A 26,088-nucleotide genomic window follows, 5' to 3' on the forward strand; every position below is an offset into this window, starting at 1 on the left:
TAACGTTAACCTGAACGACGACGATTACGCGGAGCACCACCGGTACGGCGTGGGCCATTGCCTGTGCGCGGACGCGTTAAGCGTAACGGCTTCGGCAGATCGGTCATCAGTGCATCCGGGTTGTACTTGCTGACCGGGATCGAGTGACCGATATAGGTCTCGATTGCTGGTAAATTCAGCGCATATTCTTCACACGCCAGGCTGATAGAGTGACCGCTTGCACCGGCGCGACCGGTACGACCGATACGGTGAACGTAATCTTCACAGTCATCCGGCAGGTCATAGTTAAATACGTGCGTTACGGCTGGGATATGCAGACCACGCGCGGCGACATCCGTCGCAACGAGAATGTCGAGATCGCCACGGGTGAACTCATCAAGGATACGCAGACGTTTTTTCTGCGCCACGTCACCGGTCAACAGACCGACGCGATGACCGTCAGCGGCAAGGCTACCCCAGATATCTTCACAACGATGCTTGGTGTTAGCAAAGACGATGGCGCGATCTGGCCACTCTTCTTCAATCAGCGTTTGCAGTAAACGCATTTTCTCTTCGTTGGAAGGATAGAAGAGCTCTTCTTTAATACGGTGACCTGTCTTCTGTTCCGGTTCGACTTCAACGTACTCGGCGTTATTCATCTGTTCGAACGCCAGTTCGCGAACGCGGTAAGAGAGGGTTGCAGAAAACAGCATGTTCAGACGTTGGGTGGTTGGCGGCATACGACGGAACAGCCAACGGATATCTTTGATAAAACCCAGATCGTACATACGATCGGCTTCATCCAGCACCACGACCTGAATCGCGCCCAGGTTAATGTGGTTCTGTTTTGCATAGTCGATGAGACGACCGGTCGTGCCGATAAGAATATCGACGCCGCTTTCCAGCACTTTCAGCTGTTTGTCATAACCGTCGCCGCCATAAGCCAGGCCTAATTTCAAACCGGTGGTCTGTGCCAGCGGCTCGGCGTCAGCGTGGATCTGCACGGCTAACTCACGCGTTGGCGCCATAATTAACGCACGCGGTTGGTTCACCTTGCGATCGGCAATCGCGGGATGAGAGAGAAGATAATGAAACGTTGACGTCAGGAACGCCATCGTTTTTCCGGTACCGGTTTGCGCCTGTCCTGCAACATCACGACCTGCCAGCGTTAGCGGCAGCGCGAGGGCCTGAATGGGCGTGCAGTTATGAAAGCCTTTATTTTCAAGGGCTTCTATCACCTTTGGGTGCAGGGCGAAGTCGGAAAACTTCTGTTCTGTTAAATGTGTTTTGCTCATAGTGTGGTAGAATATCAGCTTACTATTGCTTTACGAAAGCGTATCCGGTGAAATAAAGTCAACCTTTAGTTGGTTAATGCTACATCAACACGTCGTTGATTAAGAGTACACCAACGCACCAGGCTTATTCCTGTGGAGTTAATATGAGCGATAAAATTATTCACCTGACTGACGACAGTTTTGACACGGATGTACTCAAAGCGGACGGAGCTATCCTCGTTGATTTCTGGGCAGAGTGGTGCGGTCCGTGCAAAATGATCGCTCCAATTCTGGATGAAATCGCTGACGAATATCAGGGCAAATTGACGGTTGCTAAACTGAACATTGACCAAAACCCAGGCACCGCGCCGAAGTATGGTATCCGTGGCATCCCGACCCTGCTGCTGTTTAAAAACGGCGAAGTTGCGGCGACTAAAGTCGGCGCACTATCCAAAGGTCAGTTGAAAGAATTCCTCGACGCTAATTTAGCGTAAGGAAGTCTCATGATCGGGCGACCATACTTCGAAATGATTCGGATGACTGGACGCCCGACTTGAGTCGTGCTAAGTTAGTGTTGACTTCGTATTAAACATACCTTATTAAGTTTGAATCTAGTTATATCCAATACTTCCCGTTGTTTCTCGCGCGAGAAGTGGACAGATTCCTGGCTTGTCACTCAATCCGTCTTGTCGTTTCAGTTCTGCGTACTTTCCTGTGACCAGACAGCGAACAGACATGAGTTGATGGCCGTAAACAGGCATGGATGACCCTGCCATACCATTCACAACATTAAGTTCGAGATTTACCCCAAGTTTAAGAACTCACACCATTATGAATCTTACCGAATTAAAGAATACGCCGGTTTCTGAGCTGATCACTCTCGGCGAAAATATGGGCCTTGAAAACCTGGCTCGTATGCGCAAGCAGGACATTATTTTTGCCATCCTGAAGCAGCACGCAAAGAGTGGCGAAGATATCTTTGGTGACGGTGTGCTGGAGATATTGCAGGATGGATTTGGTTTCCTCCGCTCTGCAGACAGCTCCTACCTCGCCGGTCCTGATGACATCTACGTTTCTCCCAGCCAAATCCGCCGTTTCAACCTCCGCACTGGTGATACCATCTCTGGTAAGATTCGCCCGCCGAAAGAAGGTGAACGCTACTTTGCGCTGTTGAAAGTTAACGAAGTTAACTACGACAAACCAGAAAACGCCCGTAACAAAATCCTCTTTGAGAACTTAACACCGCTGCACGCAAACTCTCGTCTGCGTATGGAACGTGGTAACGGTTCTACTGAAGACTTAACGGCGCGTGTACTGGATCTGGCATCACCGATCGGTCGTGGCCAACGTGGTCTGATTGTTGCTCCGCCGAAAGCAGGTAAAACCATGCTGCTGCAGAATATCGCGCAGAGCATTGCTTACAACCATCCGGACTGCGTGCTGATGGTGCTGCTGATTGACGAACGTCCGGAAGAAGTTACCGAGATGCAGCGTCTGGTGAAAGGTGAAGTGGTTGCGTCTACCTTTGACGAACCAGCCTCCCGCCACGTTCAGGTTGCGGAAATGGTTATCGAGAAGGCGAAACGTCTGGTTGAACACAAGAAAGACGTTATCATTCTGCTCGATTCCATCACCCGTCTGGCGCGTGCTTACAACACCGTGGTTCCGGCTTCCGGTAAAGTTCTGACCGGTGGTGTTGATGCCAACGCCTTGCATCGTCCGAAGCGTTTTTTCGGTGCGGCGCGTAACGTGGAAGAGGGCGGTAGCCTGACCATCATCGCGACTGCGCTGATCGATACTGGCTCTAAAATGGATGAAGTTATCTACGAAGAGTTTAAAGGTACCGGCAACATGGAACTGCATCTCTCTCGTAAGATTGCTGAAAAACGCGTCTTCCCGGCTATCGACTACAACCGTTCCGGTACCCGTAAAGAAGAGCTGCTCACCACCCAGGAAGAGCTGCAGAAAATGTGGATCCTGCGCAAAATCATCCATCCGATGGGTGAAATTGATGCTATGGAATTCCTCATTAACAAGCTGGCGATGACCAAGACTAACGACGACTTCTTCGATATGATGAAGCGTTCGTAATTCAGGTCTCATCCGAAAACGCCACGTTTTTACGTGGCGTTTTGCTTTTGTGGCTGTAATCTTAACGACACAATAACGATAATACGGTATGAAGTACCAACAAGTAGAAAAAGATTCGTAATCTGTTTCTTGTGGTTGATAATTATACAAAACCATTGGGTATGAAGTCGGGTTTCCCTTCTGAATATAGGTCTTCGTGGTTATACTTCTGCTATTAATATTCTCTGAGAGCATGCATTGTGAATTTACTGACAGTAAGCACTGATCTCATCAGTATTTTCTTATTCACAACACTGTTTCTTTTCTTTGCCCGCAAGGTCGCAAAAAAGATTGGTTTAGTGGATAAACCCAACTTCCGTAAACGGCATCAGGGATTGATTCCGTTGGTTGGAGGGATTTCGGCTTACGCAGGTGTATGCTTTACGTTTGCCATTGCTGACTACTACATCCCGCATGCTTCTCTCTTTCTGGCCTGTGCTGGTGTATTAGTTTTGGTCGGCGCGTTAGACGATCGCTTTGATATCAGTGTAAAAATCCGTGCGATTATCCAGGCCGCGATCGGCATTATTATGATGTCGGTTGGCAAACTCTATCTTCTTAGCCTTGGGTATATTTTTGGCCCCTGGGAGATGGTGCTCGGTCCGTTCGGCTATTTACTCACGCTGTTTGCCGTCTGGGCGGCAATAAACGCCTTCAATATGGTGGATGGGATTGATGGTCTGCTAGGTGGGTTGTCCAGCGTTTCATTTGCGGCGATGGGATTCATTTTGTGGTTTGATGGTCAGACGAGTCTGGCTATCTGGTGTTTTGCCATGATCGCCGCCATTCTGCCTTATATCCTGCTAAATCTGGGCATCCTTGGACGTCGCTATAAAGTTTTTATGGGTGACGCGGGCAGTACACTGATTGGCTTCACCATTATTTGGATCCTGCTGGAGACTACGCAGGGCAAAACTCACCCCATTAGCCCGGTAACTGCACTGTGGATTATTGCCATTCCATTGATGGATATGGTGGCAATCATGTACCGACGTTTGCGAAAAGGCATGAGCCCTTTCTCCGCGGATCGTCAACACATACATCATTTGGTGATGCGGGCAGGGTTTACTTCCCGACAAGCATTTGTTCTGATTACGCTGGCTGCGGCGGTACTGGCGTCTATCGGCGTGTTGGCTGAATATTTTCGCTTAGTCCCTGAATGGGCCATGTTGTTGCTTTTTTTACTGGCCTTTGGCCTCTACGGTTACTGTATCAAGCGTGCCTGGAAGGTAGCGAGATTTATCAAGCGAGTGAAGCGCAGATTGCGAAGAATTCGTGAAGGCAAACCAAACTTAACCAAGTAAATTGAGGATGCGATGAGACAACCATTACCGGGGGAAGACGCCGTGAGCGCTGAAAATGAACTGGATATCCGTGGGTTGTTTCGTACCTTGTGGTCAGGGAAGGTGTGGATCGTCGGTATGGCTCTCGCCTTCGCGATAGCGGCCCTCGCCTATACGTTTTTTGCGCGTCAGGAGTGGAGCGCCACGGCGATTACGGACAGGCCAACGGTCAATATGTTGGGTGGCTTTTACTCTCAACAACAGTTTTTACGCAACCTGGATATTAAGGCCAGTCTTGCGTCCACGGACCAACCGTCAGTAATGGATGAGGCCTATAAAGAATTCATTATGCAGCTTGCCTCCTGGGATACACGCCGAGAATTCTGGCAGCAGACTGATTACTATAAGCAGCGTATGGTCGGAAATAGCAAAGCCGATGCGGCGATGCTGGATGAACTGATCAATAACATTCAGTTTTTACCTGGCGATGCGCTGCGTAATACCAATGACAGCGTGAAGCTGATTGCCGAGACGGCTCCTGATGCCAACAATTTGCTGCGCCAGTACGTCGCGTTTGCCAGCCAACGCGCGGCACGTCATCTGAATGATGAGTTAAAAGGCGCATGGGCTGCACGCACTGTGCAGATGAAAGCGCAGGTCAAACGTCAGGAAGAAGTGGCAAAATCCATTTTCTCTCGCCGCGTCCACAGCATTGAACAAGCGCTTAAAATTGCTGAGCAGCATAATATTTCGCGTACTTCCACAGATGTTCCAGCTGATGAATTGCCGGATTCAGAATTGTTCTTACTCGGACGTCCTATGTTGCAGGCGCGGCTCGAGAATCTGCAGTCAATTGGTCCGGATTTCGATCTGGACTATTTCCAGAACAGGGCCATGCTGAACACCCTGAACGTTGGACCAACTTTAGATCCGCGTTTTCAGACCTATCGTTATTTGAGAACGCCGGAAGAGCCGGTAAAACGTGACAGCCCTCGTCGCGCCTTCCTGATGATTATGTGGGGTATCGTTGGGGCTCTGATCGGTGCTGGTGTCGCGTTAACCCGTCGCCGTACGATTTAGCAATGCCGTTGCAGTGAGGGGCTGGGCCCTCGCTGCCAATCCGAAGAGAATCGATGTGAAAGTACTGACTGTATTTGGTACGCGACCGGAGGCCATTAAGATGGCTCCTCTGGTTCATGCGCTGGGAAAAGATCCTGATTTTGAGGCGAAAGTTTGCGTTACGGCGCAGCATCGGGAGATGCTCGATCAGGTTTTGAATCTTTTTTCCATTGTACCTGACTACGATCTCAATATTATGCAGCCAGGTCAGGGACTAACAGAAATAACCTGCCGCATCCTGGAAGGGTTAAAGCCTATTTTGGCTGAATTCAAACCCGATGTGGTGTTGGTTCATGGTGATACCACAACCACGATTGCTACCAGTCTGGCCGCGTTCTATCAGCGCATCCCGGTGGGGCATGTAGAGGCTGGTTTACGTACAGGCGATCTCTATTCACCATGGCCGGAAGAGGCTAATCGTACGCTGACCGGGCGTCTGGCAATGTATCATTTTGCCCCAACAGAAAACTCGCGCCAAAATCTGTTACGAGAAGCTATCCCTGATGATCGTATTTTCGTCACGGGTAATACGGTTATTGACGCGTTGATCTGGGTTCGGGATCGCGTACTGGGAAATGAGACGCTGCGTGCGGATCTGGCCGAACGTTATCCTTTCCTGGATGCTGATAAAAAGATGATCCTGGTGACCGGTCATCGTCGGGAAAGCTTCGGTCGCGGTTTTGAGCAAATCTGTCATGCCCTGGCGGAAATAGCCGCGTCTAACCAAAATGTGCAGATTGTCTATCCGGTACACCTGAACCCTAACGTCAGTGAGCCGGTCAATCGCATCCTGGGTCACGTTGAAAACGTGGTGTTGATTGAACCGCAGGACTACCTGCCATTCGTATGGCTGATGAATCACGCCTGGCTGATCCTTACTGATTCCGGCGGGATTCAGGAAGAAGCGCCGTCTCTGGGGAAACCTGTGCTGGTGATGCGTGAAACAACGGAGCGCCCGGAAGCTATTACCGCAGGGACTGTACGTCTGGTAGGTACAGACCCACAGCGGATTGTTGAAGAAGTCACGCGTTTGCTGCATGACGACAATGAATATCAGATCATGAGCCGCGCCCATAATCCGTATGGAGACGGGCTGGCATGTGACCGCATTTTAGATGCATTAAAAAATAATCGGATATCGCTATGAGTTTTACGACCATTTCTGTCATTGGGCTGGGTTATATCGGACTGCCAACGGCGGCTGCCTTTGCTTCCCGTCAAAAACACGTAATTGGCGTAGATATAAATCAACATGCGGTGGATACCATTAATCGCGGTGAAATTCACATCGTTGAGCCCGATCTGGGGGCGGTGGTGAAAACGGCGGTCGAAAATGGGTTTTTACGTGCGAGCGCGACACCCATAGATGCTGATGCGTATCTGATTGCGGTGCCTACCCCGTTCAAGGGAGATCATGAACCCGATATGGTCTACGTAGAAGCCGCGGCGAAATCTATTGCGCCAGTTTTGAAAAAAGGCGCATTGGTGATTCTGGAATCCACCTCACCTGTCGGGGCAACTGAACAGATGGCCGCATGGCTTGCAGAAATGCGGGCTGACCTGACTTTCCCGCAGCAGGTCGGTGAACAGGCGGACGTTAACATTGCTTATTGCCCAGAGCGCGTACTGCCGGGTCAGGTAATGGTCGAACTGATTAAAAATGATCGGGTGATTGGAGGAATGACCTCCGTCTGTTCCGCGCGCGCCAGCGAGCTGTACAACATCTTTCTCGAAGGCGAATGTGTGGTAACCAACGCCCGCACCGCAGAAATGTGTAAGCTGACGGAAAATAGCTTTCGCGATGTCAATATCGCCTTCGCCAATGAACTGTCGCTGATTTGCGCCGATCAGGGGATCAACGTCTGGGAACTGATTCGCCTGGCAAACCGCCATCCACGCGTGAATATTTTGCAGCCCGGCCCTGGCGTAGGTGGACACTGTATCGCGGTCGATCCGTGGTTTATCGTGGCGCAGAACCCGCAGCAGGCGAAATTGATCCGTACTGCACGTGAGGTAAACGATGGTAAACCGCATTGGGTGGTCGATCGGGTAAAGGCTGCCGTAGCCGACTGTCTGGCGGATACCAACAAACGGGCTAGCGAAGTGAAAATTGCCTGTTTTGGTCTGGCATTCAAACCCAATATTGACGATTTGCGTGAAAGCCCGGCGATGGGAATTGCGCAGAATATTGCGCAATGGCACAAAGGCGAAATGCTGGTGGTGGAACCGAACATCCATCAACTGCCGAAAAAACTGGATGGTCTTTGCCAACTGGCGACGCTGGACGATGCTCTGGCACGTGCTGATGTGTTGGTCATGTTGGTTGACCATAATGAATTTAAAGCCATCAAAGGCGATGCGGTTCAACAGCAGTACATCGTTGATACCAAAGGGGTCTGGCGCTAATGAAACGAATTCTGGTTACCGGTGGAGCGGGATTTATCGGCTCGGCGGTTGTGCGACATATCATTCATGATACCGAGGATGCGGTGGTTGTGGTCGATAAGCTGACCTACGCCGGAAACCTGATGTCACTGGAGCCGGTTGCGCAGAATTCCCGTTTTGCCTTTGAGAAAGTGGATATTTGCGATCGGGCATCGCTCGACAAGGTGTTTCAACAATATCAGCCGGACTGCGTGATGCATCTGGCTGCAGAAAGCCATGTCGATCGTTCAATTGATGGTCCCGCCGCCTTTATCGAAACCAACATTGTGGGAACCTACACGTTGTTGGAAGCGGCGCGCGCTTACTGGAGTACATTAGCCAGCGAGGAAAAATTGGCGTTTCGTTTCCACCATATCTCGACTGACGAGGTGTATGGCGATCTCCATTCCACAGATGATTTCTTCACCGAAACCACGCCGTATGCGCCGAGCAGCCCTTATTCCGCGTCGAAAGCCAGCAGCGATCATCTGGTTCGCGCCTGGCTGCGTACCTACGGCCTGCCAACGCTGATTACCAACTGTTCCAATAACTATGGTCCGTACCATTTCCCGGAAAAACTGATTCCGCTGATGATCCTCAACGCACTGGCGGGCAAACCGTTGCCGGTATACGGCAATGGTCAACAGATCCGTGACTGGTTGTATGTAGAAGATCACGCCAGGGCGCTCTATTGCGTGGCGACGACGGGCACGGTTGGGGAAACCTATAATATTGGTGGCCATAACGAGCGTAAAAACCTGGATGTTGTCGAAACGGTTTGCAGCCTGTTGGAAGAGCTGGCTCCGCATAAACCGCAGGGCATCGCGCAGTACCGCGATTTGATCGCTTTTGTGGACGATCGCCCAGGCCATGATTTGCGTTACGCCATTGACGCTTCAAAAATTGCGCGTGAACTCGGGTGGATGCCGCAGGAAACGTTTGAAAGTGGAATGCGCAAAACCGTGCAGTGGTATCTGGATAATCAGGCATGGTGGAAACCCGTGCAGGACGGCAGTTACCAGGGCGAACGTTTAGGTCTGAAGGGCTAACCGCCTGGTTTTGCGGAGGAGACAACGCATGAAAGGTATCATTCTGGCGGGTGGCTCAGGTACTCGCCTGTATCCCATTACGCGGGGCGTATCGAAGCAACTATTGCCCATTTACGATAAGCCGATGATTTACTACCCGCTATCGGTACTGATGCTGGCGGGAATTCGCGAAATCCTGATTATCACCACTCCGGAAGATAAAGGCTATTTCCAGCGTTTGCTGGGCGATGGATCTGAGTTCGGCATTGAACTGCACTATGCTGAGCAACCGAGCCCGGATGGATTAGCGCAGGCTTTTATTATCGGTGAAACGTTTCTTAACGGTGAACCATCGTGCCTGGTGTTAGGGGACAACATCTTCTTTGGTCAAGGATTCAGTCCAAAACTGCGTCATGTGGCCGCCAGAACGCAAGGCGCGACTGTGTTTGGCTATCAGGTCATGGACCCTGAACGTTTTGGTGTTGTTGAGTTTGATGACAATTTTCGCGCAGTCTCTCTGGAAGAGAAGCCGAAAGCGCCGAAATCTAATTGGGCGGTGACAGGGCTCTATTTTTATGACAGCAAAGTGGTGGAATACGCGAAACGCGTGAAACCTTCTGAGCGTGGGGAGCTGGAGATTACGTCTATCAACCAGATGTATCTTGATGACGGACATCTGACGGTTGAATTGCTTGGGCGTGGCTTTGCCTGGCTGGATACCGGTACGCATGACAGTTTGATCGAAGCGAGCACTTTTGTGCAGACGGTGGAGAAACGCCAGGGCTTTAAAATAGCCTGTCTGGAAGAAATCGCCTGGCGTAACGGTTGGCTGGATGACGAAGGCGTGAAGCGTGCCGCCAGTTCACTGGCCAAAACGGGTTATGGTCAATACCTGCTGGAGCTGCTCCGTGCTCGTCCGCGCCAGTATTGAGCCGCTTAGCTGGGAAAATACGTTCTTTGGCGTGAATAGCGCCATTGTCCGTTTTGACCAACGCGCGCCGGTTCTAACCGCGGATGCGTTGCTGCCCTGGTCGCGTGTACAAGCAAAAATACTTGCCGCAAATAGCCATGAATTAGATGCTCTGCAGCATTTGGGTTTCTCACTGGTAGAAGGTGAAGTCGATTTTGTACTGCCGGTAACGTGTGCCAGCGGCGACCCCGGTGCGCAGGTTGCGCAAACTACGGATATCCCGGTATTACGCCATCTGGCAGGACAGGCATTTGCGCAAAGCCGTTTTCGCGTCCCATGGTATGCCGAAGATGCCAGCGCGCGTTTCTACGCACAGTGGATTGAAAACGCGGTGCTGGGGACGTTTGATCATCAATGCCTCATTTTTCGTAAACCGACTGGTGAGATTCGTGGCTATGTCTCGCTGCGTGAACTGAATGCGACCGAGGCGAGAATTGGCCTGCTGGCCGGGCGTGGTGCGGGTGCAGAACTGATGCAGGCCGCGCTTTGTTGGGCACAGGCCCGCGGTAAAACAACATTGCGCGTGGCGACCCAAATGGGTAACACCGCCGCGCTTAAACGTTATATACACAGTGGTGCGAATGTGGAAAGCACCGCGTATTGGTTATACAGGTGACACGATGATTCCATTTAATGCACCGCCGGTGGTGGGAACTGAACTCGATTACATGCAGTCTGCGATGAATAGCGGCAAACTGTGTGGTGACGGTGGCTTTACCCGTCGCTGTCAGCAGTGGCTGGAGCAGCATTTTGGCAGCGAGAAAGTGCTGCTGACGCCTTCCTGCACCGCATCGCTTGAGATGGCGGCATTGTTGCTGGACATCCAGCCTGGCGATGAAGTCATTATGCCGAGCTACACGTTTGTCTCTACGGCCAATGCCTTCGTGTTGCGCGGCGCGAAAATCGTCTTTGTTGATATCCGCCCGGATACCATGAACATTGACGAAACGCTGATTGAAGCGGCGATCACCGATAAAACCCGCGCTATTGTGCCGGTACATTACGCGGGCGTGGCCTGCGAAATGGATACCATCATGGGGCTGGCCACTAAACATAACCTGTATGTGGTGGAAGATGCCGCCCAGGGCGTCATGTCGACCTACAAGGGGCGTGCGCTGGGTACGATAGGTCACATCGGCTGCTTTAGCTTCCATGAGACCAAAAACTATACCGCAGGCGGGGAAGGTGGAGCGACGCTGATTAATGATAAAAAATTAGTCGAGCGTGCAGAAATCATCCGTGAAAAAGGGACTAACCGTAGTCAGTTTTTCCGCGGCCAGGTAGATAAGTATACCTGGCGTGATATCGGTTCCAGCTATTTGATGTCCGATCTGCAGGCGGCTTATCTGTGGGCGCAGTTGGAAGCGGCTGATCGTATTAACCAGCAGCGTCTGGCGCTGTGGCAAAAGTATTACGATGCCCTGGAACCGCTGGCGCGTGCCGGACGTATTGAGCTGCCTTCGATACCGGAGGGTTGCGTACAGAATGCCCATATGTTTTACATCAAACTGCGTGATATCGACGATCGCACGGCGTTGATTAACTTCCTGAAAGAAGCTGAAATTATGGCGGTGTTCCACTATATCCCGCTGCATGATTGCCCGGCTGGCGATAAATTCGGCGTGTTTGCCGGTGTTGATCGTTACACCACCAAAGAGAGCGAACGCCTGCTGCGTTTACCGCTGTTCTACAATCTGTCGCCGGTGAACCAGCGAACAGTCATTACGACCTTACTCAACTACTTCGCCTGATATGTCGCTTGCAAAAGCGTCCTTATGGACGGCGGCCAGTACGCTGGTAAAAATTGGTGCAGGTTTGCTGGTTGTGAAGTTGCTGGCGGTGTCGTTTGGACCGGCAGGCGTGGGGCAGGCGGGTAACTTCCGCCAGATGGTCACTGTGCTTGGCGTGTTGGCGGGGGCCGGCATTTTCAATGGCGTCACGAAATACGTTGCGCAGCATCATGACGATCCGGCCCGGCTCCGTAAGGTGGTCGGTACATCTTCCGCGATGGTGCTGGGATTCTCTACGCTGATGGCGGTGATTTTTTTGCTGGCGGCCGCACCTATCAGTCAGGGATTATTTGGTCATACTCATTATCAGGGGCTGGTTCGACTGGTTGCGCTGGTGCAGATGGGCATTGCCTGGGCGAACCTGCTGCTGGCGCTGATGAAGGGCTTCCGCGATGCGGCGGGTAACGCGCTGTCGTTGATTGTGGGGAGCCTGGTGGGCGTAGCGGCTTATTATGGCTGTTATCGCCTGGGAGGGTATGAAGGCGCCTTGCTGGGCCTGGCGCTGGTACCTGCGCTGGTCGTTATCCCTGCCGCGGTAATGCTGATTAAGCGTGGGGCGATCCCCCTGCATTACCTGAAACCCTCGTGGGATAACGGTCTGGCAGGGCAGTTAAGCAAGTTTACGCTGATGGCGCTGATTACCTCCGTAACGCTGCCAGTGGCATATGTGATGATGCGAAACCTGTTGGCGGCGCAGTACAGCTGGGATGATGTGGGGATCTGGCAGGGGGTGAGCAGTATCTCCGATGCTTATCTGCAATTTATCACCGCCTCATTCAGCGTTTACTTGCTGCCGACGTTGTCGCGTTTGACTGAAAAGCGCGACATTACACGCGAAGTGATCAAGTCGTTGAAATTCGTGCTGCCGGCGGTTGCTGCCGCAAGCTTTACCGTCTGGCTACTGCGTGATTTTGCTATCTGGCTGCTTTTCTCCGCTAAATTCACCGCCATGCGCGACCTGTTCGCCTGGCAACTGGTCGGTGATGTGCTGAAAGTCGGCGCCTATGTTTTCGGTTATCTGGTGATCGCGAAAGCGTCGCTGCGGTTTTATATCTTGGCAGAAATTAGCCAGTTCATGTTATTGACGGCGTTTGCACATTGGCTGATCCCTGCACATGGTGCGCTGGGCGCGGCGCAGGCTTACATGGCAACGTACATTGTCTATTTCTCTCTTTGTTGTGGCGTGTTTTTACTCTGGCGTAGGCGGGTATGACTGTACTGATTCACGTTCTGGGATCGGATATCCCTCACCATAACCAAACCGTGCTGCGGTTTTTCAACGACTCGCTGGCCGCGACGAGCGAGCACGCGCGCACGTTTATGGTTGCAGGTCAGGATGCCGGATTCAGTGAGAACTGCCCGGCGTTATCGCTAAGCTTCTATGGCGGGAAAAAGGCGCTGGCTGAAGCGGTTATCGCGAAAGCAAAAGCGGATCGCCAACAGCGTTTTTTCTTCCACGGTCAGTTCAACACCAGCCTGTGGTTAGCGCTGCTGAGCGGGGGAATTAAACCGGAGCAGTTTTACTGGCATATCTGGGGCGCGGATTTATATGAAGTCTCCAGTGGACTGAAATTTCGACTGTTTTACCCCATTCGCCGTATGGCGCAGAACCGCGTGGGCTGCGTATTTGCCACGCGGGGTGATTTGAGCTATTTCGCCGAACAGCATCCGCGCGTGCGTGGCGAGTTGCTCTATTTCCCAACGCGGATGGATCCCTCGCTCAATAATATGAGCAACGCGTGTCAGCGTAGCGGCAAGATGACGGTGCTGGTTGGCAACTCTGGCGATCGCAGCAATGAGCATATTGCCGCGCTACGCGCCGTCCATCTGCAGTTCGGCGACACGGTGAATGTGATTGTGCCGATGGGGTACCCCGCCAATAATGCGGCTTATATCGACGAGGTTCGTCAGGCCGGCCTGGCAATGTTTAGCGCTGAGAATCTGCAAATTTTAAGTGAAAAGCTGGAATTTGATGCCTATCTGACATTATTACGTCAGTGTGATTTGGGTTACTTTATTTTTGCCCGTCAGCAGGGGATCGGTACCCTGTGTTTGCTGATTCAGGCCGGTATCCCGTGTGTGCTCAACCGTGAAAATCCCTTCTGGCAGGATATGGTGGAACAGAATCTCCCGGTGTTATTTACCACTGATGAGCTCAATGAAGGCGTCGTACGCGAAGCGCAGCGCCAGTTGGCATCGGTAGATAAAAATACAATCACCTTCTTTAGCCCGAATTATCTGCAGCCGTGGCACAACGCGCTGCGCATTGCTTCAGGAGAAACCGTATGAGCCTGATGCAATTTAGTGGTCTGCTGGTGGTATGGCTGCTCTCCACCTTGTTTATCGCCACGCTGACCTGGTTTGAATTCCGCCGCGTGCGTTTTAACTTCAATGTTTTCTTCTCACTGCTTTTTTTGCTGACGTTCTTCTTCGGGTTCCCGTTGACCAGCATACTGGTGTTCCGTTTTGATGTGGCAGTTGCTCCGCCGGAGATCCTGCTGCAGGCCTTGCTGTCAGCCGCCTGTTTCTATGCCGTCTACTACGTGACGTATAAAACCCGCCTTCGCAAGCGAGTCGAGGATAAGCCACGCAGGCCGCTATTTACCATCAATCGCGTTGAAGCCCATTTGACCTGGGTTATCCTGATGGCGATTGCATTGGTGAGCGTGGGCGTCTTCTTTATGCACAACGGATTCCTGCTATTCAGACTGCAATCCTACAGCCAAATTTTTTCCAGCGAAGTCTCTGGCGTCGCTCTGAAGCGTTTCTTCTACTTCTTCATTCCGGCAATGCTGGTGGTCTATTTCCTGCGTCAGGACAGCAAAGCGTGGTTATTCTTCCTGGTGAGTACCGTCGCGTTTGGTTTGCTGACCTATATGATTGTTGGCGGGACGCGCGCCAATATCATCATTGCGTTTGCCATCTTCTTGTTTATCGGCATCATTCGCGGCTGGATTTCGCTGTGGATGTTGGCCGCCGCGGGCGTGCTGGGTATCGTCGGGATGTTCTGGCTGGCGCTGAAGCGCTATGGGATGAACGTTAGCGGCGACGAGGCGTTTTATACTTTCCTGTACCTCACGCGCGACACCTTCTCGCCGTGGGAGAATCTGGCGCTGTTGCTGCAAAATTACCACAATATTGAGTTTCAGGGGCTGGCGCCGATTGTCCGTGACTTCTACGTCTTTATCCCTTCCTGGCTGTGGCCTGGGCGGCCGAGTATTGTCCTCAACTCAGCGAACTACTTTACCTGGGAAGTGTTGAACAACCACTCAGGTCTGGCGATTTCGCCGACGTTAATTGGTTCACTGGTGGTGATGGGCGGGGCGCTGTTTATCCCGTTAGGCGCGATTGTCGTTGGACTCATCATCAAGTGGTTTGACTGGCTGTATGAGTTAGGCAACCGCGAAACCAATCGCTACAAGGCGGCGATTCTGCACAGTTTCTGTTTTGGCGCTATTTTCAATATGATCGTGTTGGCACGTGAAGGGCTGGATTCGTTTGTCTCGCGAGTGGTCTTTTTCCTCGTGATTTTCGGCGTGTGTCTGCTGGTGGCAAAACTGCTGTTTTGGCTATTCGATAGTGCGGGACTCATCCATAAACGAATCAAATCGCTGCCCCGGACACAGATTGAAGGATCGTAATGACAGATAACACAACTGCGCCACTCTACTCGCTGCGCGGGCTACAATTGATTGGCTGGCGCGATATGCAGCATGCGCTAAATTACCTGTTTGCCGAGGGACATCTCAGGTCAGGAACGCTGGTGGCAATCAACGCTGAGAAGATGCTGACGGCAGAAGATAACCCTGAAGTGCGGGATCTGATCAACGCCGCTGACTTCAAATATGCGGATGGGATTAGCGTGGTGCGCTCAGTGCGCAAAAAATTCCCGCAGGCGCAGGTTTCACGCGTGGCAGGGGCTGATCTTTGGGAAGCGCTTATGGCGCGAGCCGGGCAGGAAGGAACGCCAGTCTTCCTGATTGGTGGCAAGCCTGAAGTTCTGGCGCAAACGGAAGCCAAACTGCGTGCCCAGTGGCGCGTGAACATTGTAGGCAGTCAGGACGGTTATTTTACCCCGGACCAGCGTCAGGCGTTGTTTGAACGTATCCACGACAGCGGTGCGCAGATTGTGACGGTGGCGATGGGCTCGCCGAAACAAGAGATCTTTATGCGTGACTGCCGGAAGATTCACCCTGAAGCGCTGTATATGGGCGTCGGTGGGACCTACGACGTCTTTACCGGTCACGTTAAGCGTGCGCCGCGAATCTGGCAGACTCTGGGGCTGGAGTGGCTGTATCGCTTATTGTCGCAGCCAAGCCGTATCACTCGTCAACTTCGCTTATTACGCTATCTCCGCTGGCACTATACCGGCAACCTCTGACGCCCTCCCTCCTTTGATAAGTAGCGTGATCTGCTAATTACGCTACTTATTCACAACATAATCGCTGCTTTCTCGCACAATCTATTTATTTTTTGAATGCTTTAATTGCCATTTAAGCGATTTTAGGAAACCATTCGCAACAATCATTGCAGTGCCGTGGTGTTTTTGACGCCAACCGTTAAGCGGTCGGTGCCGTATGGCCTGTTATGGCATAACAAGATGTACCCATAACGAGAACCGGTAATACCGGACAGTATGCAAACACAACAAGAGGATTTATGGCCGAGAACAAACCTGAGCTACAGCGTGGGCTGGAGGCTCGTCACATCGAATTAATTGCCCTTGGGGGGACTATTGGCGTCGGGCTATTTATGGGGGCCGCCAGTACCCTGAAATGGGCGGGACCTTCGGTTCTGCTGGCATACATCGTTGCCGGGCTGTTCGTCTTTTTCATTATGCGTTCTATGGGGGAGATGTTATTCCTCGAGCCGGTTGCCGGTTCATTTGCTGTTTACGCTCATCGATATATGAGCCCCTTCTTTGGTTATCTCACTGCCTGGTCATACTGGTTTATGTGGATGGCGGTGGGGATATCGGAGATTACCGCCATCGGGGTGTACGTCCAGTTCTGGTTCCCGGAAATGGCACAATGGATACCCGCACTGATAGCTGTCGGACTGGTTGCGTTGGCAAATCTCGCCGCGGTTCGCCTGTATGGTGAAATTGAGTTCTGGTTTGCCATGATTAAAGTGACCACCATCATTGTGATGATCGTCATTGGATTAGGGGTGATTTTCTTCGGTTTTGGTAATGGCGGTCAGGCGATCGGCTTTGGCAACCTGACCGAGCACGGCGGCTTCTTTGCTGGTGGTTGGAAGGGCTTCCTGACGGCATTGTGTATTGTCGTGGCTTCTTACCAGGGCGTGGAGCTGATCGGCATTACTGCGGGTGAAGCGAAGAATCCGCAGGTCACGCTGCGGAGTGCAGTAGGGAAAGTGCTGTGGCGTATTCTGATTTTCTACGTCGGTGCGATTTTTGTTATCGTCACTATTTTCCCGTGGAATGAGATTGGCAGTAACGGTAGCCCCTTTGTTCTCACCTTTGCCAAGATTGGTATTACCGCCGCGGCAGGGATTATTAACTTTGTGGTCCTGACGGCGGCGCTGTCGGGCTGTAACAGTGGGATGTACAGCTGTGGGCGTATGCTTTACGCGCTGGCAAAGAATCGCCAGCTACCTGCCGCTGTTGGAAAAGTTTCGCGCCAGGGCGTGCCGGTTGCCGGCGTGGCTATTTCTATCGCGATCCTGCTGGTTGGTTCGTGCCTGAACTACATCATTCCCAACCCGCAGCGTGTGTTCGTTTATGTCTATAGCGCCAGCGTGCTGCCGGGGATGGTGCCGTGGTTTGTGATCCTGATAAGCCAGATACGTTTCCGTCAGGCGCATAAAGCGGCGATCGCCAGTCATCCTTTCCGCTCGATTCTGTTCCCGTGGGCGAACTATTTGACGATGGCGTTCCTGATTTGCGTATTAATCGGCATGTACTTTAATGAAGATACCCGAATGTCGCTGTTTGTTGGCATTATCTTCTTACTGGCCGTGACGCTCATTTATAAGGTTTTTGGCTTGAATCGTCATGGCACAGCCCAAAAATTGCAGGAATAAGCGACAAAACGCACAAACCATGACCAAACGATAATTTATTTTAAAAAAGCACTAGACAGCAGACCGAGACCTCCGTAATATCCAGCCCCGCAACGGCGCTAAGCGCCCGTAGCTCAGCTGGATAGAGCGCTGCCCTCCGGAGGCAGAGGTCTCAGGTTCGAATCCTGTCGGGCGCACCATTTAGTAAGGTGCCGGAGCTGCGGTGGTTTTAATACCGCGTAAAAGATTTGCAGTGGTGGCTATAGCTCAGTTGGTAGAGCCCTGGATTGTGATTCCAGTTGTCGTGGGTTCGAATCCCATTAGCCACCCCATTAATTTAAAGTTGTGAAATGCGAAGGTGGCGGAATTGGTAGACGCGCTAGCTTCAGGTGTTAGTGTCCTTAGGATGTGGGGGTTCGAGTCCCCCCCCTCGCACCACGACTTAAAGAATTGAACTAAAAATTCAAAAAGCAGTAAAACGGCGAGTAGCGCAGCTTGGTAGCGCAACTGGTTTGGGACCAGTGGGTCGGAGGTTCGAATCCTCTCTCGCCGACCAATTTTGAACCCCGCTTCGGCGGGGTTTTTTGTTTTCTGATTTTCCCTTCTCAGCCTTTATTTCCCCGAATTTCATGATGTCTTAAAAAGTCCGGTTCCATTGTTTTTGCAGTGCAATCGTGGCATGCCTTGTGCAATAATATACGGGTAGATGCTCATTCCATCTCTTATGTTCGCCATCTGGCCTCATAAACTCAGGAATGATGCAGAGCCGTTTACGGTGCTTATCGTCCACAGATAGATGTCGCTCTGGCCTCATCAAACACCATGGACATAACGTTGAGTGAAGCACCCATTTATGTTGTCATACAGACCTGTTTAACGCCTGCTCCAAAAGAGCGGGCGTTTTTTTATGCATATACACCTCATCCTTCAAGTCGCCTCGAAGCATCTCGAATGATTTGGTGTATATGAAATAACGGTAGGCCCGGTAAGCGAAGCGTCACCGGGCAAGAGGGAATTACTGCGGGGGATTGTTGTTCTGCAGCGTCAACATCAGGCCATCACGACGCATGGTGGCGGCTTCTTCCGGCTGATGCAGTCTGTCCAGCGCGTCAGCAAGCCAGGCGTAGTCATAGGCATCTGGGCGCTGTTTGAGAGCGGCACGGAAGGCGAACGTGGCTTCCTGCCATTCGCCGTGCTTCATTAGCGACTGGCCCAGCGTGCTCCACAGTAATGGGCGATCGCCGACGGCTTTAATCTGCTGGCGCAACACTTTTTCTATCTGTTCCGGGTTGTTGGTTTTCAGACGCGGGATCGGCAGCACCAGGCGGTCGTCATACTGGCGTTTAAGACCATCAATGATGACCTGCTGTGCCGTATCGTGATCGTCACACTCAATCAGATGTTCAGCCATTGCCACCTGCAGGGCAACCTGGTGACGGGTTTTACGGTTCTGGTTTTTCCACCATGCACGTAGCCCCTCGCTGCCCTGATCGGCGCGAACCTGATCCATCAGACCAACCCATGCCTGCTGTTCCAGCATCGCGCGGTGCTCGTCATCACCCACGTGCGCTTTTGCCATGGATGGAATGATATCCAGTAACGAACTCCATGCACCGGTACGAATGTAGGCCTGTTCAGCCAGACGCAGCACTTCCGGATGACGTGGCGTCACTTCCAGCAGTTTATCTACGCTGTGGCGTGCGGCGTGATTTTCATTACGTGCCAACTGCAGGCGAACGCGAGTGATTTCTACCGGGATCGTATCATTTCCGGCCAGTTCGGCAGCACGCTCAAGGTGTTGGTTGGCACGAGCTTCGTCACCGCGCTGTTGAGCAGCTTCTGCCGCCAGCAGGTAATTCACTACCGGCTGTTCTGCATGATCGGCGTTTTTCGACATCAGCTTTTCAACCTGCTGATAATCGCCTTCTGCCAGCTTGAGCAGCGCCTGCTCGGTCTGCTTACGGGCGCGACGACGCTTCCGACCGACAAACCATCCGCGGGTATGCGCGCCAGTGCGGAAAATTCGGCGCAGCAGCCATTCAATCGCAAACAGGACGACCATTGCGACGATCAGAATGATCACCAGGCCCGTCACGCTGGTTTCGATATTGTAATTATCCGTCTGGATCAGTACGTAGCCCTGATGACCGGCAATCATTGGACCGACAACGATCCCGGCGATCAACAGCACAAAGAGCAATAATACTTTTAGCATCATTATTCTCCTTGCGGCGCAGTTGCCGGAGTTTCAGCTGAAGGCGCAGGAGCTGCTGCAACCGGCGCTGTGGCAGGCTGTGCCAGTAAATTACGTACGCGGGTCTGCATGAGCTTGTCGAGAAGCGCCTGGCTCTGCAGCGTTTCCGGTACGTCCATGCTGATGCTTTGTTGGCTCAGTTGGTCTACCTCTTCAAGGAAAGCTTTGGTGGCTGCATCGTCGGTGTCGTAGTAGGCGCGCACCCAGGTGGAGACGTTTTCCAGCGCCTGGCGATATGTTTCCTCCTGATGACGCGGCACGGCCTGGGCGGCCACTAACAGGCGAGAACGGATGTTTTCACGTAAGTAAACGTCCTGGTTCGGTGCCAGCAGCGGGACGGCGGTTTCATCGCGACGGCGAACGGTGATAAAGCTGTCCATAAAGTTCTGCCAGCTTTTTTGCAGATTGACGCGCCATTCGCTGATCGAGCTGGAAAGCTCGCTGCTGTCGGAATCCATCGGCGAATCGTCGGTATCGTTGTCGGCCAGACGCAGGTTATCAATCTGGTTAGAGAGCTGATTCACTTTCAGGATAATGCCGTCATAGTCGACCTGAGTCACCGCAGAGAGGCTCGCGATATCGTCGGTAATCGCGCGACGGGCGGTAATCAGGCTTGGGTCATTCATATCCGCCAGACTGGCGTCAGCGCTTTTCAGCAGCGCCGCGGCGGTAGTAACGTCCTGATCGCTCCATAATTTGCGACCGGCCAATTTTACCAGGAAATCAGCCTGCGCCAGCAGCCATGTCCCGGCATCGCTGCCGGAGATAGTGGCGACTTTTTGCTGGACTTCGTCAAGCTGTTTGACCAGCGCGGCCTGCTGGCGAGCGGCTTCATCCAACTGCGTTGCCTGCTGCTTAATAATGCCTTCCAGCTCAGCTTTTTGGCTTTCTTGCGCTTTTTGCAACGCCGTAAGCTGGTTCGCCAGCGCATCGCTGGTTGCTGTCTGCGTTGTTGCCTGCTGTTTCCCCCAACCGTACAGCCCAACGCCTGCAGCCAGCGCAATAGCAATCGCCACTGCGCTCAGAATCAGCGCCGTGCTGTTCTTACTCTTTTTTTTAGTATTGACTGGCTGTGACGTGGTTTCCACGGCCTCCCTGGTCTCTTCAACCACGGCGGAGGATTTTTCTTGTTCCGTCATTATGGCATCCCATTATGAGAGTTATTGTAATGCGCGTAGTAGCGCATCGTTGTCGGCGTTATCAGCGACCTTAATATCTTGCCAGCCCAGTTCCCGGGCGAGGTGCGCCAGACGCTCACTGACGACCAGCAGCCGACAGCGTAGTAACCAGTGCTCACGATACCACTGCGGAATGAGCGACCAGAGCTGTTGTAGCATCTCTCCGCTGGTGACAACCACCGTGGTCACACCACGAGATTGCCAGCGCATCGCTTCTTCTGCACCATCGTAATATTTTGCACTGCGTTGATAACATTCACAAAAATCGACATCAGCTCCGCGTGCTGTCAGGGTTTCACCTATCAGCTCACGGCCACCATTGCCGCGTAATATCAGCGCGCGTTTTCCCGCAATATTTTGTAATTCAGGTAATTGTAGCAAGACTTCGCTAATTTCCCGATCCAGAGGGTAGTGAATATTGAAACCGCTAACGGTATGCAGCGCCAGCGCCGTTGTGCGACCAATGGCAAAATAACGCGGAAGGGAGGGCCAGCTTTTCCCTTGTTGCTGAAGCTCGGCATCTGCAAAGGTGACGGCGTGCTGCGAGAGGGCGAAGACCAGATCGTTTTCCGTCAGCGCCGACAGTCGGGAAGCAAGCGTTGCCAGTTCCCGACCGGGCGAAAACTCGATGAGCGGAAAGCTCCAGGCCACCTGCCCCAGTGTGCGCAGACGGCTCACTAACTCTTCCCCTGCGGGAGACGGGCGGGTGACCAGAATACTCATGCGGGGGCTTCTCCGTTGTAAACTTCAGCCAGAATGGTGCGCGCACCGTTCTCCAGCAGCTCTTCAGCCAGAGAGATGCCCATCTGTTCAGCTTCCTGCGCGGCGCCGCGACGTTCTCCGCATACCATCTGCGAACCGTCAGGCGCGCCGACCAGCGCCCGCAGCCAAATCTCACCGTTAATGAGTTCTGCATAACTGCCGATAGGGACCTGACATCCCCCTTCCAGGCGGGTATTCATGGCGCGTTCGGCTTTGACGCGCAGCGCCGTTTCTTCATGGTTGAGCGGCGCTAACAGCGCCTGAGTGCGCATATCATCCAGTCGACATTCTATGCCAACTGCGCCTTGCCCGACAGCGGGTAGAGAGACTTCCGGCGGCAGAGCGGTGCGGACTCGCGACTCAAGACCTAAACGTTTTAATCCGGCGACCGCCAGAATAATGGCGTCATAATCGCCGTTATCCAGTTTGCTCAGACGCGTACCTACGTTACCGCGCAGTGAACGGATGACGAGATCCGGGCGACGCTTTGCCAACTGGCACTGGCGACGCAAACTGGATGTCCCGACGATACTGCCTGCCGGGAGTTCATCCAGCGTGTTGTACTTATTTGAGACGAAAGCATCACGCGGATCCTCTCGCTCGCAAATGGTGACCAGTCCAAGACCGTCAGGGAACTCAACCGGCACATCCTTCATGGAATGCACGGCGATATCGGCGCGTTTTTCCAGCAGCGCGACTTCCAGCTCTTTAACAAACAACCCTTTCCCCCCGACTTTCGCCAGCGGGGTATCAAGGATCACATCGCCACGGGTTACCATCGGAACCAGTTCCACGATCAGATCGGGGTGGTTTGCCATTAAGGCGTCTTTGACATAATGTGCCTGCCAGAGCGCAAGGGGGCTTTGGCGTGTGGCAATTCTCAAAACATTGTCTAACATGCTTGTTACCGTCATTATCAATCATTGACCATCCTAACATCCTTATCAAAGGGATGTCAGCGTTACGCTCAAACGTGAGTGAGAGGAAAAGGCGCTGCATCATCACTGGCAGTGAATAATGACGAGAAACCTCCCGACCGTATGAAGGAATTTACACGTAACGAACGGTGCTACACTTGTATGTAGCGCATCTTTCTTTACGGTCAATGAGCAAGGTGTTAAATTGATCACGTTTTAGACCATTTTTTCGGCTGTACAGCATAAAAAAATATGGGCGAAAAAACAGGTAACGGTTATTTTTGACATACGGTTTATCCGAATTGATGACGATTATTGTGAGCGCTTGTGCCGCAGCAATCGACAACATGACGGATAGCAACATCAGGCGATACGTCTTGTACCTCTATATTGAGACTCTGAAACAGAGACTGGATGCCATAAATCAACTGCGTGTGGATCGCGCGCTTGCTGCCATGGGACCTGCCTTCCAGCAGGTATACAGTCTGCTGCCGACATTATTGCACTACCACCATCCGCTGATGCCGGGTTACCTTGATGGTAACGTTCCCAAAGGCATATGCCTTTACACGCCTGATGAAACCCAACGCCACTACCTGAACGAACTGGAACTGTACCGCGGTATGTCACCGCAGGATCCTCCCAAGGGCGAACTGCCTATCACCGGCGTTTACTCAATGGGCAGCACCTCTTCGGTAGGGCAAAGCTGTTCCTCTGACCTTGATATTTGGGTCTGCCATCAATCCTGGCTGGATAGCGAAGAGCGCCAACTGCTGCAGCGTAAATGTAGCCTGCTGGAAAGCTGGGCCGCCTCGCTGGGCGTGGAAGTCAGCTTCTTCCTGATTGATGAAAACCGTTTCCGCCACAATGAAAGCGGCAGTTTGGGTGGTGAAGACTGTGGCTCGACGCAGCATATCCTGCTGCTTGATGAATTCTATCGCACCGCTGTGCGTCTCGCGGGTAAACGTATTCTGTGGAATATGGTGCCGGGCGACGAAGAAGAGCATTACGACGATTACGTCATGACGCTTTACGCACAGGGGGTGTTAACGCCAAACGAATGGCTGGATCTCGGCGGACTCAGTTCGCTTTCCGCCGAAGAGTACTTTGGCGCCAGCCTCTGGCAGCTGTACAAGAGTATCGACTCCCCGTACAAAGCGGTATTGAAAACGCTGCTGCTGGAAGCTTATTCCTGGGAATACCCTAATCCACGCCTGTTGGCGAAAGATATTAAACAGCGCCTGCACGATGGCGAGATCGTCTCTTTTGGTCTCGACCCTTACTGCATGATGCTGGAGCGCGTTACCGAGTACCTCACGGCGATCGAAGACCCGACTCGTTTGGATTTAGTGCGTCGATGTTTCTACTTAAAAGTGTGTGAGAAACTGAGCCGCGAGCGCGCCTGCGTGGGCTGGCGTCGTGAAGTATTAAGTCAGTTAGTGAAAGAGTGGGGCTGGGATGACGCCCGTCTGACCATGCTGGATAACCGCGCTAACTGGAAGATTGACCAGGTACGCGAAGCGCATAACGAACTGCTCGATGCGATGATGCAGAGCTATCGTAACCTGATCCGTTTTGCCCGCCGAAATAACCTCAGCGTGAGCGCCAGCCCGCAGGATATCGGCGTGCTGACCCGTAAGCTGTATGCCGCGTTTGAAGCATTACCAGGTAAAGTAACGCTGGTGAACCCGCAGATATCTCCGGATCTCTCGGAACCGAATCTGACCTTTATCCATGTGCCGCCGGGCCGTGCCAACCGTTCGGGTTGGTATCTCTATAACCGCGCGCCTAACATGGACTCGATCATCAGCCATCAGCCGCTGGAATATAACCGCTACCTCAATAAACTGGTGGCGTGGGCCTGGTTCAACGGCCTGCTGACCTCGCGTACGCATTTATTTATTAAGGGCAACGGCATTGTTGATTTGCCGAAGCTGCAAGAAATGGTCGCCGACGTGTCGCATCACTTCCCGCTGCGACTGCCAGCGCCAACGCCGAAAGCGCTCTATAGCCCGTGCGAGATTCGCCACCTGGCGATTATCGTTAACCTTGAATATGACCCGACGGCAGCATTTCGCAATCAGGTGGTACATTTTGATTTCCGTAAGCTGGACGTCTTCAGCTTTGGTGAAGAACAAAATTGCCTGGTGGGTAGCGTCGACCTGTTGTACCGCAACTCGTGGAATGAAGTGCGTACGCTGCACTTCAATGGTGAGCAGGCGATGATTGAAGCGTTAAAAACGATTCTCGGCAAAATGCACCAGGATGCCGCGCCGCCGGATAGCGTCGAGGTCTTCTGCTATAGCCAGCATCTGCGCGGTTTAATTCGCACCCGCGTGCAGCAACTGGTGTCTGAGTGCATCGAGTTGCGCCTCTCCAGCACCCGTCAGGAAACCGGACGCTTCAAAGCGCTGCGCGTTTCTGGTCAGACGTGGGGTCTGTTCTTCGAGCGCCTGAACGTCTCGGTACAGAAGCTGGAAAACGCGATTGAATTTTATGGCGCGATTTCACATAACAAACTGCACGGGCTTTCCGTTCAGGTTGAGACCAATCATGTGAAACTTCCGTCAGTGGTTGACGGTTTTGCCAGCGAAGGGATCATTCAGTTCTTTTTCGAAGAAACGGGTGATGAGCAGGGCTTTAATATCTACATTCTGGATGAGAGTAATCGGGCTGAGGTGTATCACCACTGCGAAGGTAGCAAAGAGGAGCTGGTACGCGATGTCAGCCGTTTCTACTCGTCTTCGCACGATCGCTTTACCTACGGCTCCAGCTTCATCAACTTTAACCTGCCGCAGTTCTATCAGATTGTGAAAACCGACGGGCGCGCGCAGGTGATCCCGTTCCGTACCCAGCCGATTAGCGCCGTGCCGCCTGTCAGTCAGGAAAACGACACACCGCTGTTGCAGCAGTATTTCTCGTGAGCATGATGCCGGATAAGCGAAGCGTATCCGGC

The 26,088-nt window shown here is 52.5% G+C and carries 22 protein-coding genes and 4 tRNA genes; 21 read left to right on the forward strand and 5 right to left on the reverse strand.

Annotated elements, in window-relative coordinates; genetic code table 11:
* Positions 1-5: 5 nt before the first annotated feature.
* Entirely contained in the window at positions 6-1,274 is a 1,269-nt protein-coding gene (gene rhlB / locus WC7_RS01970; protein ID WP_003829013.1) for an ATP-dependent RNA helicase RhlB, read from the reverse strand.
* Positions 1,275-1,417: 143 nt separating this feature from the next.
* Between rhlB and trxA the strand changes: the two genes are divergently transcribed.
* The 20 genes from trxA (at position 1,418) to WC7_RS01875 (ending at position 18,577) form a co-directional block, all read left to right on the forward strand.
* Positions 1,418-1,747 (forward strand): thioredoxin TrxA, encoded by a 330-nt coding sequence (gene trxA, locus WC7_RS01965; protein ID WP_001280776.1) that lies wholly within the window; start codon positions 1,418-1,420, stop codon positions 1,745-1,747.
* Between the two features lie 130 nt (positions 1,748-1,877).
* Positions 1,878-1,997, forward strand: a complete 120-nt coding sequence (locus WC7_RS26170; protein ID WP_049259789.1) for a rho operon leader peptide — start codon at positions 1,878-1,880, stop codon at positions 1,995-1,997.
* 87 nt (positions 1,998-2,084) lie between these two features.
* Complete coding sequence (gene rho, locus WC7_RS01960) at positions 2,085-3,344, forward strand: transcription termination factor Rho (RefSeq protein ID WP_002437993.1); 1,260 nt, start codon at positions 2,085-2,087, stop codon at positions 3,342-3,344.
* Between the two features lie 239 nt (positions 3,345-3,583).
* Positions 3,584-4,687: a UDP-N-acetylglucosamine--undecaprenyl-phosphate N-acetylglucosaminephosphotransferase gene (wecA, locus tag WC7_RS01955; protein ID WP_016155107.1), complete on the forward strand. Its 1,104-nt coding sequence runs from the start codon at positions 3,584-3,586 to the stop codon at positions 4,685-4,687.
* A gap of 12 nt (positions 4,688-4,699) precedes the next feature.
* Positions 4,700-5,746: an ECA polysaccharide chain length modulation protein gene (gene wzzE / locus WC7_RS01950; RefSeq protein WP_016155108.1), complete on the forward strand. Its 1,047-nt coding sequence runs from the start codon at positions 4,700-4,702 to the stop codon at positions 5,744-5,746.
* Positions 5,747-5,801: 55 nt separating this feature from the next.
* Complete coding sequence (gene wecB, locus WC7_RS01945) at positions 5,802-6,932, forward strand: non-hydrolyzing UDP-N-acetylglucosamine 2-epimerase (RefSeq protein WP_032947267.1); 1,131 nt, start codon at positions 5,802-5,804, stop codon at positions 6,930-6,932.
* Entirely contained in the window at positions 6,929-8,191 is a 1,263-nt protein-coding gene (gene wecC, locus WC7_RS01940) for a UDP-N-acetyl-D-mannosamine dehydrogenase (RefSeq protein ID WP_016155110.1), read from the forward strand. The genes wecB and wecC overlap by 4 nt, the downstream gene beginning before the upstream one ends.
* Complete coding sequence (rffG, locus tag WC7_RS01935; protein WP_016155111.1) at positions 8,191-9,258, forward strand: dTDP-glucose 4,6-dehydratase; 1,068 nt, start codon at positions 8,191-8,193, stop codon at positions 9,256-9,258. The genes wecC and rffG overlap by 1 nt, the downstream gene beginning before the upstream one ends.
* Positions 9,259-9,286: 28 nt before the next feature.
* Positions 9,287-10,168, forward strand: a complete 882-nt coding sequence (gene rfbA / locus WC7_RS01930) for a glucose-1-phosphate thymidylyltransferase RfbA (RefSeq protein ID WP_016155112.1) — start codon at positions 9,287-9,289, stop codon at positions 10,166-10,168.
* Positions 10,146-10,823, forward strand: a complete 678-nt coding sequence (rffC, locus tag WC7_RS01925; protein ID WP_016155113.1) for a dTDP-4-amino-4,6-dideoxy-D-galactose acyltransferase — start codon at positions 10,146-10,148, stop codon at positions 10,821-10,823. The genes rfbA and rffC overlap by 23 nt, the downstream gene beginning before the upstream one ends.
* Before the next feature lie 4 nt (positions 10,824-10,827).
* On the forward strand, positions 10,828-11,958 hold the full coding sequence (gene rffA, locus WC7_RS01920) for a dTDP-4-amino-4,6-dideoxygalactose transaminase (protein WP_016155114.1): 1,131 nt from the start codon (positions 10,828-10,830) through the stop codon (positions 11,956-11,958).
* 1 nt (position 11,959) lies between these two features.
* Positions 11,960-13,210, forward strand: coding sequence for a lipid III flippase WzxE (wzxE, locus tag WC7_RS01915; RefSeq protein ID WP_016155115.1), 1,251 nt, complete (start codon positions 11,960-11,962; stop codon positions 13,208-13,210).
* Positions 13,207-14,286, forward strand: a complete 1,080-nt coding sequence (locus WC7_RS01910; RefSeq protein ID WP_016155116.1) for a TDP-N-acetylfucosamine:lipid II N-acetylfucosaminyltransferase — start codon at positions 13,207-13,209, stop codon at positions 14,284-14,286. The genes wzxE and WC7_RS01910 overlap by 4 nt, the downstream gene beginning before the upstream one ends.
* Positions 14,283-15,638 (forward strand): ECA oligosaccharide polymerase, encoded by a 1,356-nt coding sequence (wzyE, locus tag WC7_RS01905; RefSeq protein WP_016155117.1) that lies wholly within the window; start codon positions 14,283-14,285, stop codon positions 15,636-15,638. Before WC7_RS01910 ends, wzyE begins: the two co-directional genes overlap by 4 nt.
* Positions 15,638-16,378, forward strand: a complete 741-nt coding sequence (gene wecG, locus WC7_RS01900; RefSeq protein WP_016155118.1) for a lipopolysaccharide N-acetylmannosaminouronosyltransferase — start codon at positions 15,638-15,640, stop codon at positions 16,376-16,378. Before wzyE ends, wecG begins: the two co-directional genes overlap by 1 nt.
* Positions 16,379-16,656: 278 nt before the next feature.
* Positions 16,657-18,042: a bifunctional threonine/serine APC transporter ThrP gene (locus tag WC7_RS01895; RefSeq protein ID WP_016155119.1), complete on the forward strand. Its 1,386-nt coding sequence runs from the start codon at positions 16,657-16,659 to the stop codon at positions 18,040-18,042.
* Between the two features lie 102 nt (positions 18,043-18,144).
* Positions 18,145-18,221, forward strand: a tRNA-Arg gene (locus WC7_RS01890).
* A gap of 56 nt (positions 18,222-18,277) precedes the next feature.
* A tRNA-His gene (locus tag WC7_RS01885) sits at positions 18,278-18,353 on the forward strand.
* A gap of 20 nt (positions 18,354-18,373) precedes the next feature.
* Positions 18,374-18,459 (forward strand) — tRNA-Leu (locus WC7_RS01880).
* A 41-nt stretch (positions 18,460-18,500) separates the two neighbouring features.
* Positions 18,501-18,577, forward strand: a tRNA-Pro gene (locus WC7_RS01875).
* A gap of 459 nt (positions 18,578-19,036) precedes the next feature.
* On the opposite strand, the gene hemY is transcribed toward WC7_RS01875, so the two are convergent.
* From hemY to hemC, 4 genes are read right to left on the reverse strand one after another with little or no spacing between them, the layout of a single operon-like run.
* Positions 19,037-20,236: a protoheme IX biogenesis protein HemY gene (gene hemY / locus WC7_RS01870; protein WP_016155120.1), complete on the reverse strand. Its 1,200-nt coding sequence runs from the start codon at positions 20,234-20,236 to the stop codon at positions 19,037-19,039.
* Positions 20,237-20,238: 2 nt separating this feature from the next.
* The gene (gene hemX / locus WC7_RS01865; RefSeq protein WP_016155121.1) at positions 20,239-21,414 is read right to left on the reverse strand and encodes a uroporphyrinogen-III C-methyltransferase; all 1,176 of its coding nucleotides are present in this window, start codon (positions 21,412-21,414) and stop codon (positions 20,239-20,241) included.
* Between the two features lie 21 nt (positions 21,415-21,435).
* Positions 21,436-22,176, reverse strand: coding sequence for a uroporphyrinogen-III synthase (gene hemD, locus WC7_RS01860; RefSeq protein WP_016155122.1), 741 nt, complete (start codon positions 22,174-22,176; stop codon positions 21,436-21,438).
* Positions 22,173-23,114, reverse strand: a complete 942-nt coding sequence (gene hemC / locus WC7_RS01855) for a hydroxymethylbilane synthase (RefSeq protein ID WP_016155123.1) — start codon at positions 23,112-23,114, stop codon at positions 22,173-22,175. The genes hemD and hemC overlap by 4 nt, the downstream gene beginning before the upstream one ends.
* A 395-nt stretch (positions 23,115-23,509) precedes the next feature.
* Between hemC and cyaA the strand changes: the two genes are divergently transcribed.
* Positions 23,510-26,056, forward strand: coding sequence for a class I adenylate cyclase (gene cyaA / locus WC7_RS01850; RefSeq protein ID WP_019078435.1), 2,547 nt, complete (start codon positions 23,510-23,512; stop codon positions 26,054-26,056).
* Positions 26,057-26,088 lie beyond the last annotated feature (32 nt).

Origin of the sequence: Citrobacter sp. KTE151, assembly GCF_000398845.1 — a bacterium.
GTDB lineage: Bacteria > Pseudomonadota > Gammaproteobacteria > Enterobacterales > Enterobacteriaceae > Citrobacter > Citrobacter braakii.